This is a genomic window from Bacillus sp. L381 (genome assembly GCF_030284525.1).
GTDB lineage: Bacteria > Bacillota > Bacilli > Bacillales > Bacillaceae > Bacillus > Bacillus amyloliquefaciens.
The window spans coordinates 1,086,688-1,101,173 of the sequence record NZ_CP127224.1; the positions used below are offsets into that span (position 1 = coordinate 1,086,688).

At 48.3% G+C, this 14,486-nt stretch carries 12 protein-coding genes and 1 pseudogene; 11 read left to right on the top strand and 2 right to left on the bottom strand.

Annotation, left to right across the window (positions count from 1 at the left end):
- Positions 1-13 precede the first annotated feature (13 nt).
- Positions 14-826, bottom strand: coding sequence for a Cof-type HAD-IIB family hydrolase (locus tag QRX25_RS05410; protein ID WP_115997946.1), 813 nt, complete (start codon positions 824-826; stop codon positions 14-16).
- A gap of 114 nt (positions 827-940) precedes the next feature.
- Here QRX25_RS05410 and QRX25_RS05415 point away from each other — a divergent pair, with 114 nt between their 5' ends.
- Together QRX25_RS05415 and QRX25_RS05420 are read left to right on the top strand one after the other, a co-directional pair.
- Positions 941-1,708 (top strand): prolyl oligopeptidase family serine peptidase, encoded by a 768-nt coding sequence (locus tag QRX25_RS05415; protein ID WP_115997947.1) that lies wholly within the window; start codon positions 941-943, stop codon positions 1,706-1,708.
- Between the two features lie 62 nt (positions 1,709-1,770).
- Complete coding sequence (locus QRX25_RS05420) at positions 1,771-2,079, top strand: metal-sulfur cluster assembly factor (protein ID WP_003155088.1); 309 nt, start codon at positions 1,771-1,773, stop codon at positions 2,077-2,079.
- Between the two features lie 143 nt (positions 2,080-2,222).
- Here QRX25_RS05420 and fosB read toward each other — a convergent pair.
- Positions 2,223-2,644 (bottom strand): annotated as a pseudogene (gene fosB, locus QRX25_RS05425) (metallothiol transferase FosB).
- Positions 2,645-2,983: 339 nt separating this feature from the next.
- Between fosB and QRX25_RS05430 the strand changes: the two are divergent.
- The 9 genes from QRX25_RS05430 to argF all read left to right on the top strand — a co-directional run bounded on the left by QRX25_RS05430 (position 2,984) and on the right by argF (position 14,472).
- Entirely contained in the window at positions 2,984-4,420 is a 1,437-nt protein-coding gene (locus tag QRX25_RS05430; RefSeq protein WP_212100883.1) for an FAD-binding oxidoreductase, read from the top strand.
- Positions 4,417-4,959, top strand: a complete 543-nt coding sequence (locus QRX25_RS05435) for an MFS transporter (RefSeq protein ID WP_212100885.1) — start codon at positions 4,417-4,419, stop codon at positions 4,957-4,959. Before QRX25_RS05430 ends, QRX25_RS05435 begins: the two co-directional genes overlap by 4 nt.
- 133 nt (positions 4,960-5,092) lie before the next feature.
- Entirely contained in the window at positions 5,093-6,130 is a 1,038-nt protein-coding gene (argC, locus tag QRX25_RS05440) for an N-acetyl-gamma-glutamyl-phosphate reductase (protein WP_065981152.1), read from the top strand.
- 21 nt (positions 6,131-6,151) lie between these two features.
- The gene (gene argJ / locus QRX25_RS05445; protein ID WP_212100888.1) at positions 6,152-7,369 is read left to right on the top strand and encodes a bifunctional ornithine acetyltransferase/N-acetylglutamate synthase; all 1,218 of its coding nucleotides are present in this window, start codon (positions 6,152-6,154) and stop codon (positions 7,367-7,369) included.
- Between the two features lie 14 nt (positions 7,370-7,383).
- Entirely contained in the window at positions 7,384-8,160 is a 777-nt protein-coding gene (gene argB / locus QRX25_RS05450; RefSeq protein WP_212100892.1) for an acetylglutamate kinase, read from the top strand.
- Positions 8,157-9,314, top strand: coding sequence for an acetylornithine transaminase (argD, locus tag QRX25_RS05455; RefSeq protein ID WP_212100895.1), 1,158 nt, complete (start codon positions 8,157-8,159; stop codon positions 9,312-9,314). The genes argB and argD overlap by 4 nt, the downstream gene beginning before the upstream one ends.
- A gap of 67 nt (positions 9,315-9,381) precedes the next feature.
- Entirely contained in the window at positions 9,382-10,440 is a 1,059-nt protein-coding gene (locus QRX25_RS05460; protein ID WP_212100897.1) for a carbamoyl phosphate synthase small subunit, read from the top strand.
- Positions 10,433-13,528 (top strand): carbamoyl-phosphate synthase (glutamine-hydrolyzing) large subunit, encoded by a 3,096-nt coding sequence (gene carB / locus QRX25_RS05465; protein ID WP_212100900.1) that lies wholly within the window; start codon positions 10,433-10,435, stop codon positions 13,526-13,528. The genes QRX25_RS05460 and carB overlap by 8 nt, the downstream gene beginning before the upstream one ends.
- A complete protein-coding gene (gene argF / locus QRX25_RS05470) occupies positions 13,516-14,472 on the top strand; it encodes an ornithine carbamoyltransferase (protein WP_065981158.1) in 957 nt (318 codons plus the stop codon). Before carB ends, argF begins: the two co-directional genes overlap by 13 nt.
- The last annotated feature ends 14 nt before the right edge of the window (positions 14,473-14,486 follow it).

The window sequence follows — 14,486 nt, forward strand, 5'->3', positions numbered from 1 at the left end:
GAGCGGGAAAACCTCATAGGGAGAAATAGGATGTTAAAAATTCGGCGATTCCGTCCGCTTCATTTGAACCCGTGACACGGTCGGCGGCCTGTTTGACTTCATCCGTGCCGTTTTCCATTGCTACGCCGCAGCCGGCGAACCGGAGCATTTCAAGATCGTTGTCTTCATCGCCGAACGCGATGATCCGTTCTCTCGGCACTTGGTAATAGTCGCTGATTTTCTTCAGGCCGACCGCTTTATTCATCCCGTGTTTAATAATTTCAATCACATGCCATGGAGCTGCCCATCGTCTGTGGTCAATGACCTCGGCATGCACCTCGGATAAATGCGCGCGTATGTCCGCGACGTCCTCTTCTTTCGCGTGAATCAATACGGACGTTACATCTTCTTTGACCGTTTCGCGCAGATCGCCGAACGTGACATTCGCCATATTCATATGAAACGCCTCGATTAAATGCTCATCATGATAATGGAAATACACATCATCAATAACCTCAGCGAGCACATTATGTATTTGATAGGTCTCTGTAAGCTCTGCCAGCTGTCTGACCACATCGACAGATAAAGACGTGTGATAGCGTCCCCATGATTCGTCTTTCGGATGGTGGACAAATGCTCCGTTAAAATTAACAATCGGCGTTGTCAGCCCCAGCTCGTCATAATACATCGAACTGGAACGGAAAGGGCGCCCGGTTGAGATGCAGACATGATGGCCCGCTTCTTTCAGCAGTTGAATCGTCCGTGCCGTTTTGGGGGAAATGGTTTTATCATCTTTTAATAAAGTTCCATCCAGATCTAAGGCGATGAGATAAGGTTTTGTCTCCATAAATAACTCCTTTATGATTTGCTGTTTTTCTCTTATGTACAGTGTAGCTTTTTACCATCTTTATTGTCTACATGTTACACTTATGATTATGGGTATCCTAAGGAGGGAGTCAACGTGATTCTTATTGATCATCAAATCGTATCAGGCATTCCGTTTTTACATATTGTAAAAGAAGAAAATCGGGACCGTCCCGCTCCCCTTGTTTTCTTTATTCACGGCTTTACAAGCGCGAAGGAGCATAATCTTCATTTTGCTTACCTGCTTGCTGAAAAGGGCTTCAGAGCCGTGCTGCCGGAAGCTCTTTACCACGGTGAACGCGCTGAACAGCTGGAAGCAGAAGAGCTCGCCGTCCATTTTTGGGACATTGTATTAAATGAAATCGCGGAGCTTGACGTGCTGAAAAAGGATTTTGAAGCGCGCGGGCTGATTGAAGACGGGCGGATCGGCCTCGCCGGCACGTCAATGGGCGGAATTACGACATTCGGCGCGATGGCTGCGTATGATTGGGTCAAAGCCGGCGTCAGTCTGATGGGAAGCCCGAACTATACGGCGTTTTTTCAGCAGCAGATTGACCACATCCAGAAGCAGGACATCGAAATTGACGTCACAAAAGAGCAGGTCGATGAACTGTTTGCGCGGCTCAAACCGTTTGATCTCAGTCTGCACCCGGAAAAACTGCGCAGCCGTCCGCTGTTGTTCTGGCACGGTGTTCAAGACAAAGTTGTTCCGTATGCACCGACCCGCGGTTTTTATGAAACGATTAAACCGCATTACAGCAGCCGGCCTGAGCATCTTCAGTTTCTGAAAGACGAACGGGCGGATCATAAAGTCCCGCGATACGCCGTTTTAGAAACAGTCGCCTGGTTCGATAAGCATTTATAAAGCACAAAGGTGTTAACAAAAGCCGCATATACGTTATACTGGGGAAAAAGGAGTGATGGAACGTGGAAGAAGCATTAAAAGAAAACATCATGGGCGCCTTGGAGCAGGTCGTTGACCCTGAGCTCGGCGTCGATATCGTCAATCTCGGCCTCGTATACGACGTTGATATGGATGACGACGGCCTGACGCACGTCACGATGACACTGACATCAATGGGGTGCCCGCTCGCTCCGATCATCGTCGACGAGGTGAAAAAAGCGCTCGCCGACATTCCGGACGTAAAAGAGACTGAGGTTCACATCGTCTGGAACCCGCCGTGGACAAGAGACAAAATGTCACGCTACGCGAAAATCGCATTAGGGATTCAGTAATAAGAAAAACAGCTTTTTGAGTGCACCCCGGATTTTAGGATCAACCTAAAATCCGGAGGTGCTTTTCTTTTGGCTGCATTTAGCTGCGGGGGTTGCTTAGGATCGCAAAACGTATTGGAGTGCACAAAAGTTTACATAAACCATCATACATAAAATTTCATATGGGGTTTATCTTTTTTGTAATAGGCCAGTCTGTCTTGGAGTGTACCTGTGTGGAATTCAAATTTATGTCCATCAGGATCAGTAAAATAAATTGATTTTTGATCTTGCTTATCTCTGGCACGTCCATTTAATATATTTACATTTAGACTTTTTAATTTTTGATGTATTGCATCAAAATCTTTCGCATCAATTGTAAAAGCCATATGGGTGTAGGATTTATGTATTTCATTTCTTGGAATATCCACCTCTAAGTTAAGCGCAAGCCAAAGCCCATTCAGATCAAGATATGCTGTTTTTTGTCCTTTAACTAGGAGTTGTGCATGAAATACGTTCTCATAAAATTCTATAGATTCTTCCAAATGTGAAACAGAAAAAAGAGATGATTGATTCCTTTTATGTTCATTTTCCCACCTCATTTAAAATGGTTGTTATTGCCTTTGGGGAAATTCAAAACCTCTCCCTTGGTAATTAAACATTTTAATAACCGCATATATAACGATTATATACCGACTAAAAAGCTTTTTTAGGGTTTCTGTGATTTTTATCCTTACCGTTTCTGCATTCTGACTGCCTTCTTTTGGCTGCCGGGCTTGTCGTTGCAGACCGGCGTGCGAAAAAAAGACAAGGAGCTAAAAAACCCCGAATGTTCCATCATTCGGGGTTTTGCGGTTTAAGGATAAAAAGGAAAAAAGAGGGCTTGAGTCATGATATAATAGACCGGCTGCATGCGAGGGAGGAACCTATGAAGAAAAAAATACTTTTCATTATCCTTAGCATCCTTGTTTATACGGGGCTGTTCGCTGTTTCTGCCTTCCACAAAGAACGGGAGCAGAAGACGGGAACAATGACGGATGTCAGCCGTCTCATGCCCGTGAAAATTAAGCAGACGGTCAAAGGAAAAGAGAAAGAAACATTGGTCGAAACGATTAAGGAAGCAAAGAGAAAGCATCTGAACATCTCAATCGCAGGCGCCCAGCACTCAATGGGCGGCCAGACGTATTATGAAGACGGTATCGTTCTCGACATGACGGGCTACAACAAAATACTCGGTCTCGACCGAAAGAAAAAAATCATCAGAGTGCAGGCCGGAGCGACGTGGAATGATATTCAGCGCTATGTCAATCCATACGGGCTCGCTGTAAAGGTCATGCAGTCACAAAACATTTTTACGATCGGCGGCTCACTGAGCGCCAACGCCCACGGCCGGGATATCCGGTACGGTTCGCTGATTGATACGGTCAAATCATTTCATCTTTTAAAGGCGGACGGCAAAATCATCACCGTCACCCCGAAAGATGACCTGTTTTCAGCCGTCATCGGCGGATACGGCCTGTTCGGCGTCATCCTTGACGCGGATATCGAGCTGACGGATGATGAGCTATATGAAATGAAAACGAAGCGCATGAACGCTGATACATACAGTCAATATTTTACTCAGCATGTCCGGCGCAACCCTGCCGTGCGCATGCATCTCGCACGAATCGCAACCGGAGATAAAGGCTTTTTGCACGATATGTATGTGACTGATTACACACTTTCAGACAATCAGAAAGAATTAAAGCAGCACAATGAGCTGAAAGAAGATGAGCATCCTGCGCTGACAAAATTTGCGCTCGGCCTCTCCCGCCGCTATGACTGGGGAAGAAATTGGCTCTGGTCGGCTCAGCAATCTTATTTTCTCAGCCAAAACGGCGTGAAAATCTCAAGGAATAATGTTATGAGGTCAGAATCGAAATTTTTGGAATATGAAAACACGGACAACACCGACGTGCTTCAAGAGTACTTTGTACCCGTCGGCGAATTTGCGCCGTACATTCATGATTTACGTGCGGCGCTGTCACATGAAGATCTCAATCTTGTAAATATTACGATCCGCTACGTGCAAAAAAATGAAAAAGCCGATCTGTCATACGCAAAGGATGACATGTTTTCACTCGTTCTTTTAATCAATGAAGGGTTTTCAAAAGACAGTCAGGCGGATACGGCGCGGATCATCAGAAAAATGACGGATACGGCATTGCGCCATCACGGCAGCTATTATCTGCCGTATATGCTGTACCAAACGAAAGAGCAGATGCGCGAGGCATATCCGAAAAGCGATATATTCTTTCAGAAAAAACACAAGTATGATCCGGATGACTTATTTATGAATTATTTTTATCAGAGGTACAAATCATGAAACACAATCATTTAAAATGGCTGATCCTGTCTCAAAGCAGTGTCTTTTTTGCCGGCAGCCTGATCTTTCCGTTTTATATTTTATTTATTAAAAACATCGGCTCCAGTTATACGCAATTCGGTCTGTCATACGGCTTGTTCGGCCTGAGCGGCGCTTTGATCCATCCGCTGCTCGGCAGGCTGTCGGCAAGAATGCATCCCCGCTGGTTCCTAATGGCGAATTCATGGGGCATGGCGCTGCTTCTTCTGACGCTTCCGCATATTACCGGCGTACAACAGGTTTATGTTGTACAAGTGCTTTTGGGCCTGTTCGGGGCCATGCAAAAACACGGCGAAAAAATCTTGATCGCCGATTATACCGACGGCGGGGAACGTGGGAAAAAAGTCGGCAGCTATCACTTCTGGACGGCCGTATTTTCAGCCGCCGCCATTATTATCGGCGGCTTTCTCGCTGATTTCTTTACGGTATATATTATTTTTTACGCCAGCTCTGTGCTGTTTTTTATAAGCGGGCTGATGATGCTGAAGAAAACAGGCTGATCCGATCAGCCTGTTTTTTTGTCCCTGAAAACAGATGGAAAATGGGTGAAAAAATATTAAATATACAATTGAATTAATTTTTATTCATGTTATAATGTTAAATAATTTCACAAAAACCAAGAAGGTGAACCCGTTGAAAATAGGTATTATAGGCGCGTCTGGTTATGGAGGCGCCGAACTTGTCAGGATTCTTAACCATCACCCTTATGCAGGGAATTGTATATTATATTCATCAAGTGACGAAGGGAAGGCATATGATGCTTCATATCCGCATTTGAGGAATATCGCGTCACAATCACTCCAGCCGCTTCATATAGAAACCATCCGAAACGAAATTGATGTCATGTTCATAGCCGCGCCGCCCGGTGTTTCCGGAGAGTGGTCGCCTAAGCTGGCGGAAGCGGGCATCCCGGTCATTGACCTTTCCGGCGATCTGCGGATTCATAACCCGGCTGTGTATGAAAAGTGGTATAAGCGGAAGGCTGCCCCTGAAGGAACGATTCAAAACGCGGTTTACGGTTTAGCGGAACTGCAAAAAGAAGAGATTCAGACTGCAAAGCTGATTGCCAATCCGGGATGTTTTCCGACGGCTGTGCTGCTCGGTCTCGCCCCGCTGGCGAAAAATAAGCTTTTACAAGATTCATTTCTGATTGTTGATGCGAAGACCGGCGTATCCGGCGCGGGCCGAAAAGCATCCATGGGCACCCATTATTCTGAGCTGAATGATAATTTCAAAATTTATAAGGTCAATGAGCATCAGCATACCCCGGAAATTGAACAGCAATTGGCGGCATGGCAGCCGGGCACAGGTCCGATTACGTTTTCCGCTCATTTGGCGCCGATGACAAGAGGCATTATGGCGACGATGTATACTGACGCCCCTCCGGGAATGTCTTCTGCACAGATAAGAGAATTGTATTCCGAATTTTACAAAGATTCATATTTTGTCAGAATCAGGCCGGAGGGTGAATACCCGGCGACAAAAGAAGTATACGGCAGCAATTTTTGCGATATCAGTGTCACTGTGGACGAAAGAACAAACCGCGTAACCATCGTTTCTGTCATAGATAATCTGATGAAAGGCGCCGCCGGGCAGGCGGTGCAAAATTTAAATATCATGAATGGCTGGCAGGAAGAAACGGGACTCACGATGACGCCAGTCTATCCATAGAACGAAAGAGGGATTCAGAATATGATTCAGCTGAGTGAGGAAATCACGAAAATAAAAGGCGGCGTATCCTCGCCGAAAGGGTTTGAGGCAAAGGGCGTCCACTGCGGGCTGCGCTATTCAAAAAAAGATCTCGGGGCGATTATCAGCGAGGCGCCGGCAGTCAGTGCAGCGGTATATACGCAGAGCCATTTTCAGGCAGCGCCGCTGAAAGTGACGCAAGACAGCTTAAAAAAAGAAGCTGTGCTTCAGGCGGTTATTGTCAACAGCGCGATTGCAAACGCCTGTACGGGAGACCAAGGCTTAAAGGACGCCTATCAAATGCGGGACAGCTTCGCAAGCCAGCTCGGTATTGAGCCGGAGCTTGTGGCGGTTTCGTCAACCGGGGTGATCGGTGAGCTTTTAGATATGAAAAAAATTCAAGCGGGCATTGAACAGCTCGGTCAAGCGCCGTCATTGTCCGGAGCATTTGAAGAAGCCATTTTGACGACGGATACGGTGACGAAACAGACGTGTTATGAACTGGTGATCGGCGGAGACATCATCACGATCGGCGGAGCTGCGAAAGGCTCAGGCATGATCCACCCCAACATGGCGACAATGCTTGGCTTTGTCACAACGGACGCGGCCGTGGAAGAACAGGCGCTCAAAAACGCGCTCAGGGAGATCACGGATGTTTCATTTAACCAAATCACCGTTGACGGAGAAACATCGACGAATGATATGGTGCTCGTAATGGCGAACGGCTGCGCGGGGAATGATTGCCTGACGGAGCAGCATCCCGACTGGCCGGCTTTTAAAAAGGGGTTAAAGCTTGTGTGCGAAGACCTTGCCAAAGAAATTGCCAGAGACGGTGAAGGAGCGACGAAATTAATTGAAGCCGAAGTCGAAGGTGCGAAAAATAATCTTGAAGCGAATATTATCGCCAAAAAAATCGTCGGCTCAAGCCTTGTGAAAACCGCCGTTTACGGCACGGACGCCAATTGGGGGCGCATCATCGGCGCAATCGGGCACAGTGCAGCAAGCGTAACGGCAGAACAAGTGGAAGTTTTCCTCGGCGGGCAGTGTCTGTTTAAAAACAACGAACCTCAGCCGTTTTCAGAAACCGATGCCAAGGAGTACTTATCAGGTGATGAAATTACGATCGCAGTCCGCCTGAACGAAGGCTCCGGCAGCGGCCGGGCATGGGGCTGTGACTTAACCTATGATTATATCAAAATCAATGCGAGCTATCGCACATGACAGAGGAGAGCGGCATGAGGAAAACCATTGTTTTTAAGTGCGGCGGCAGCGTGATCCGCGAGTTATCCGCCGCTTTTTTTCAAAATGTAAAAGAGCTTATGCAATCGGGCTGGAACATTGCCGTCGTGCATGGGGGCGGCCCGGAAATTTCACAAATGCTGAAAACATTGCATATTGAAACGGAATTTGTCGATGGGCAGCGGAAAACGACCAAACCGGTGCTGGAGACAGCGGAAATGGTTTTGTCAGGGTCGGTCAATAAATTTTTCGTGGCTGAACTGGCGAAAAACGGGCTGAAAGCAGCGGGAATCTCAGGAAAGGACGGCTGGCTCCTTCAAGCATCCTATCTTGACCAAGATAAATACGGAGAAGTGGGCGAAATCAAAAAAACCGATCCGTCCATTATTCAAGCGTTAATGAAGGAAGGCATTATTCCCGTTATCGCTCCGCTTTCCATGACAAGTGATTTCAAAACGCTGAACGTAAACGCAGACGCCGCGGCTTCTGCCGTCGCTTCCGCCTTACACGCCGATAAACTTTTATTTGTCACAGATGTCGAAGGAATTATGGACGGAGAGAACCGGCTGGATACTTTAACGCCGCAAGAGATTCAAGCCCTCATCGATGACGGCGTCATTTCGGGAGGGATGATTCCGAAGGTGAAGTCGGCATTATCGGCACTGAGTGAAGATGTGGCGGAAGTGATGATTGTAAACGGAAAAGGAGCGTTTTTCACCGATCAAGCCTTTCAAGGAACAAAAATCGTCAAGGAAAAGGAGAGCGTCTCATGAGCAGCTTATTTCAAACCTACAGCCGCTGGCCTATCGATATCAAAAAAGCGAAAGGGACAGTCGCAGAGGATGAAAACGGAAAAACGTATCTGGATTTTATTCAGGGTATCGCCGTTTCTAATCTCGGCCATTGCCATGACGCGGTGACAGAAGCGGTCAAACAACAGCTGGACAGCGTATGGCACGTTTCCAATCTGTTTGAAAATGACCTTCAGGAAAAAGCCGCGGCAAAGCTTGCCGAACATAGCGCGGGGGATCTTGTTTTCTTCTGCAACAGCGGAGCCGAAGCGAATGAAGGCGCCATTAAGCTGGCCCGTAAAGCAACGGGAAAAACAAAAATCGTGACTTTCCATCAATCTTTTCACGGACGGACATATGCGGGAATGGCCGCCACCGGACAAGACAAAATCAAAACCGGTTTCGGACCGATGCTCCAAGGTTTTCACTATCTGCCGTTTAATGATCCGTCGGCATTCGGCACGCTTTCAAACGAGGATGATATCGCCGCGGTCATGTTTGAGACGGTACAGGGTGAAGGGGGAGTTCATCCCGCTGATCCGGAATTCATCAAAGCATTACAGACATTTTGCAAAGACAGACAGGCGCTGCTTATCGCAGATGAGATTCAAACCGGAATCGGCCGGACGGGCAAGGCATTCGGTTATGAGCATTTCGGCATCTCTCCGGACATTATCACTGTTGCGAAAGGGCTTGGAAACGGTTTTCCCGTCGGAGCCGTGATCGGCAAAAAGAAGCTTGGCGAAGCCTTCACATCGGGTACGCACGGCACGACTTTCGGCGGCAATAAGCTTGCCATGGCAGCTGTGAATGCGACCTTGCGCATTGTGTTTCAGCCGGACTTTCTCCAGGCTGCGGCGGACAAAGGTGCTTTTTTAAAAGCGCAGCTGAAACGTGAGCTGACAGTGCCTTTTGTAAAAAACATCCGCGGAAAAGGGTTATTAATCGGCATTGAATGCGCAGGCCCCGTTTCCAGCATCATCGGAGATCTGCAGGAACGCGGACTTCTCGTGCTTCCAGCCGGACCGAATGTCATCAGGCTGCTCCCGCCGCTTACGGTTTCTGAAGAAGAAATGCTGTCGGCCGTCAGTATGCTGAAAGCAGCGATCGAAGCGAATTCCGCAGTGAAACGATAATTTTTTTGTTATCAAGGTATAAAAATCCATATTTTCAATTAATTATTCATCAAGAGGTGGGCTTTAGATGAAAGGCTATTTAGTATTGGAAGACGGAACATCATTCGGCGGTGAACTTGAAAAAGAGGCATGCTGCGTTGGCGAAGCGGTTTTTTTCACCGGAATGACGGGCTACCAGGAAGTGCTTACAGACCCGTCATATAAGGGCCAGATCATCGTTTTTACGTATCCGCTGATCGGAAACTACGGAATTAATGAAAAAGATCTTGAAAGTAAGATCCCTCAAGTCAAGGCTGTTGTCGTGTATGAGGCGTGTGAACATTTTTCTCACCATGAAGCAGTCTCAAGCCTGAGAGAGTATTTAAATAAATGGAACATCCCGCTCTTAACCGAAGTGGACACACGGGCTGTCGTCAAAACCATCCGCTCCGGCGGCACGATGAACGCTGCCGTATCAACAACAGGAGAGGTTCCGGCGGCGTGCGGAACAGAAAACCCGGCTGAGCTGGCGCAGGCCGAAGACATCACCTCAATGGGGGACGGAGAACGGCATATTGCGCTGATTGATTTCGGTTATAAAAAATCAATCGCTTCGTCGCTTGTCAAGCGCGGCTGTAAAGTAACGGTCATTCCGTATCACCAGATGAACGCCGTTTATGACATTCAGCCTGACGGAATCGTGCTTTCAAACGGACCTGGGGACCCGAAAGCGATTGCTCCGTACATGACCCGGATTAAGGGTTTACTGAATGCTTTCCCCGCACTCGGCATTTGTCTCGGGCATCAGCTGATTGCTCTCGCCTTCGGGGGAGATACGTATAAGCTGCCGTTCGGCCACAGGGGTGCCAACCATCCCGTCATTGACCGGAAAACGAAACGGGTGTTTATGACAAGCCAGAACCACAGCTATGTCGTCGATGAATCATCAATTGACGAAAATGAGCTGTCGATCAGGTTCCATCATGTCAATGACACATCAGTGGAAGGGCTCATTCACAAACGCCTTCCCGTATTAAGCGTCCAGTTCCACCCTGAAGCTCATCCGGGACCGGCTGAGAGCGAGTGGATATTTGATGAATTTCTAGAGAAAGTGATACCAGCAAGGAGAGAAATCGCTCATGCCTAAAGATACAACTATTTCCAGTATATTGGTCATCGGCTCCGGCCCGATCATCATCGGCCAGGCGGCTGAATTTGATTATTCAGGAACACAGGGCTGCATGGCCCTGAAAGAAGAAGGATACCGCGTTATTCTTGTCAACAACAATCCGGCAACGATTATGACGGATGAGGCGTTTGCTGATGAAATTTATTTTGAACCGCTCACACCCGAAAGCATCGAGGCCATTATTGAAAAAGAAAACCCGGACGGTCTGCTTGCCAATTTAGGAGGCCAGACCGCGCTGAATTTAGCCGTTAAGCTTGAAGAAGCAGGCGTGCTGAAGAAGCATCACGTCAAGCTTTTAGGAACATCGGTGGAAACCATTCAAAAAGGCGAAGACCGGGAGCAGTTCCGCGCCCTGATGAAGGAGCTTGACCAGCCCGTTCCGGAAAGCGAAATCGTCGACAACGAAGAAGACGCCCTCCGTTTTGCTGAGTCTATCGGATTTCCGGTCATTCTGAGACCGGCGTATACGTTAGGCGGAAAGGGAGGAGGAATCGCGAAAACGAAAGAAGCGTTTCAGACGCTGATTAAACAGGCGCTGTTAGCAAGCCCGATCAGCCAATGCCTCGTCGAAAAAAGCATCGCCGGTTTTAAAGAAATCGAATATGAGGTCATGCGCGACAAAAATCATACATGCATCACCGTCTGCAATATGGAAAACATCGATCCCGTCGGCGTGCATACAGGAGACTCTATCGTCGTCGCACCGTCCCAGACGTTAACCGATGAGGAATATCAGATGCTGCGTTCGGCAAGCTTGGCGATTATTTCGGCGCTGGATGTGGTCGGCGGCTGCAACATTCAATTTGCGCTGGATCCGTTCAGCAAACAGTACTATGTCATTGAAGTGAACCCGCGTGTCAGCCGCTCATCAGCCCTCGCGTCAAAAGCGACCGGCTATCCGATTGCCAAAATGGCGGCGAAACTTGCCGTCGGCTATACACTTGATGAACTGAAAAATCCGCTGACAGGCTCTACCTATGCAAGCTTTGAACCGGCGCTTGATTATGTCATCGTCAAATTCCCGCGCTGGCCGTTTGATAAATTTAAATATGCCGACCGTACGCTCGGAACGAAGATGAAAGCGACGGGAGAGGTCATGGCGATCGAAAGAAATATGGAAGCGGCCATTCAAAAAGCGGCGGCCTCCCTTGAGCTGAAAACGATCGGCACCCGCCTGCCTGAACTCGGCGGCTGTACGCTCAATCAGCTGCGGGAATTAGCGGTAACGCCGGATGACCGGAGATTCTTCGTCGTCATGGAACTGTTAAGCCGCGGTGTAACAATAGAAGACATTCATGCTGAAACGAAAATTGACCCGTTTTTTCTCCATGTGTTCCGGAATATCATCACATTGGAAAACAAGCTGATGGAAGAAGGAGATAACCTGTCTGTCCCGCTTTTAAAACAGGCGAAGGTAAAGGGCTTCACGGACGTCATGATCGCATCTCTTACAGGAAAAACGGAAGAAGACATCCGCGCTCTCAGAAAGACATCAGGCATCGTCCCGTCGTTTAAAATCGTAGATACATGCGCCGCTGAATTTGATGCCAAGACAAATTATTTCTATTCCACCTATCTCGGGGAAAGCGACGGAGATATCAGCCGAAAAGAGAAAAAACGCGCGCTCATCATCGGTTCAGGTCCGATCCGCATCGGGCAGGGAGTGGAATTTGATTACAGTGCCGTTCACGGCGTCCTGACCCTGCAAAAGCTCGGATATGAAACGATTATGATCAATAACAATCCGGAAACAGTAAGCACGGATTACGAAATTGCCGACAGGCTCTATTTTGAACCGCTGACGACAGAGCATATTTTAAACGTGGCGGAACATGAAAACATTGATTTTGCCATCGTCCAGTTTGGGGGACAGACCGCTATCAATGCTGCTGAACCGCTGGAAAAAGCGGGCATTTCGCTGCTCGGAACATCCTTTGAAACCCTTGATGCGCTGGAGGATCGGGATCTGTTTTATAAACTGCTTGATGATCTGGATCTGAAACATGCCAAAGGGGAAACCGCTTATACGAAAGAAGAAGCCGCGGAAAAAGCAAGCCGCATCGGCTATCCAGTGCTGATCCGTCCGTCTTATGTCATCGGAGGGATGGGCATGATAATCGTTGAGTCAGAAGCGCAAATTTCAGAACTTCTTGAAAATGAAGCGGGCATGCCGTACCCGATTTTGATCGACCAGTACATTACAGGAAAAGAAGTGGAGATCGATCTGATTTCTGACGGACATGAAGTATTTGTGCCGACCTGTACAGAGCATATCGAACGGGCAGGCGTCCATTCGGGCGACAGTTTTGCGATTCTTCCGGGGCCTTCTGTCACCCCTGAAATGCAGCGGGATTTAAAAGAGGCCGCCGAAAAAATCGCGGTAAAACTGGCGTTCAAAGGCATCATGAACATCCAGTTTGTAATTGATGAAAAGGGAGATATTCTCGTGCTTGAAGTAAATCCGCGGGCAAGCCGAACGGTTCCTGTAGTGTCTAAGGTTATGGGAGTCCCGATGATCCCGCTTGCCGCCAGACTGCTGGCCGGAGCTTCCCTTAAAGAAATCAAGCCGGTGATTCAAAATCAGCACGGAACGGCAGTGAAATTCCCGGTATTTTCTTCTCACGCCATTCAGGATGTGGACGTAAAGCCCGGCCCGGAAATGAAGTCGACCGGAGAAGGCATGTGTGTCGCGTTTGACGCAGAAAGCGCCCTGAAAAAAATCTATGCGCACGTCTGGGAGAAAAAAGGCAGCGTCTATCTGGAAGGCGGAGATGAAAAACTGGCACAGCAGACCCAAGAAGCGGGATTCACCGTATGCAAAGACTCTTTTCAGGCTTGGGCAGACCGAAAGGATAAAGCGGTTCATATCAATTTCAATCACTCAGAAGAAGCGCGCAAACAGCGGATAGAAGCCATGACGCACGGTGTGACGGTCTTTACTGAACCCGAAACCGTCAAAGCATTTTTGGCAAGCGGCTCCGGCACGCCTCAGCCTGTATCGCTCAAAGATCTTTATCAAAAGGAAGTGGAATCATGCACACAGTAAAAGCGGAACACACATTAACCCATTTGTACGGCAAAGATTTTCTTTCCTTAAAAGATGTCAGCCCGTCAGACATCAACGCGCTTCTTACAGAAGCTTCATTGTTAAAACAACATCCGATACAGCCGATTTTCCAAGGGAAAACATTGGCGATGATCTTTGAAAAATCTTCAACCCGCACGCGTGTGTCATTTGAAGCGGGAATGGCTCAACTCGGCGGAACCGGACTTTTTCTTTCAAGCAGCGACCTGCAGCTTGGCCGGGGAGAGACGGTCGCGGATACGGCGAAGGTGCTGTCCGGATTCGTTGATGCCATTATGATCCGCACCTTCGCGCATGAAAAAGTTGAAGAGCTTGCCGAGCATGCAGACATCCCCGTCATAAACGGGCTGACCGACCGGTACCATCCGTGTCAGGCTCTCGCGGATCTGTTGACGATACAAGAAATAAAAGGAAAGCTGAAAGGAGTAAAAGTCGCCTATATCGGTGACGGAAATAATGTGGCGCATTCACTTATGATCGGCTGCGCAAAAATGGGCTGTGATGTTGCGGTTGCTTCGCCGAAAGGCTATGAAGTTGAGGAAGAGGCGGTAAATGCCGCGAAAGAAGCCGCGGCTGTTTCCGGAACGAAGATCACCCTGACCGATAATCCGCAGGAAGCGGTGCGGGATGCCGACGTGATTTACTCCGACGTCTTCACGAGCATGGGGCAGGAGGAAGAGACGCAGCAGCGGCTGAACGTGTTTGCCCCTTATCAAGTCAACGCCTCACTCGTCAGTCTCGCCAAGCCTGACTATACATTTTTGCATTGCCTGCCCGCACATCGGGAGGAAGAGGTCACGTCCGACATTATCGACGGCCCGAATTCGGCGGTATTTCAGCAGGCGGAAAACCGGCTTCACGCGCAAAAAGCGCTCCTGAAAGCTCTTCTTTACAAACAGGATTAACAAAAAAACCGCTG

Bases quoted from the DNA above. Each gene is read 5' to 3' on its own strand.
- QRX25_RS05430 (WP_212100883.1), top strand. From the start codon at position 2,984: ATGAAGAAAAAAATACTTTTCATTATCCTTAGCATCCTTGTTTATACG.
- argB (WP_212100892.1), top strand. From the start codon at position 7,384: ATGAGGAAAACCATTGTTTTTAAGTGCGGCGGCAGCGTGATCCGCGAG.
- QRX25_RS05435 (WP_212100885.1), top strand. From the start codon at position 4,417: ATGAAACACAATCATTTAAAATGGCTGATCCTGTCTCAAAGCAGTGTC.
- argD (WP_212100895.1), top strand. From the start codon at position 8,157: ATGAGCAGCTTATTTCAAACCTACAGCCGCTGGCCTATCGATATCAAA.
- QRX25_RS05460 (WP_212100897.1), top strand. From the start codon at position 9,382: ATGAAAGGCTATTTAGTATTGGAAGACGGAACATCATTCGGCGGTGAA.
- argJ (WP_212100888.1), top strand. From the start codon at position 6,152: ATGATTCAGCTGAGTGAGGAAATCACGAAAATAAAAGGCGGCGTATCC.
- argF (WP_065981158.1), top strand. From the start codon at position 13,516: ATGCACACAGTAAAAGCGGAACACACATTAACCCATTTGTACGGCAAA.
- carB (WP_212100900.1), top strand. From the start codon at position 10,433: ATGCCTAAAGATACAACTATTTCCAGTATATTGGTCATCGGCTCCGGC.
- QRX25_RS05410 (WP_115997946.1), bottom strand. From the start codon at position 826: ATGGAGACAAAACCTTATCTCATCGCCTTAGATCTGGATGGAACTTTA.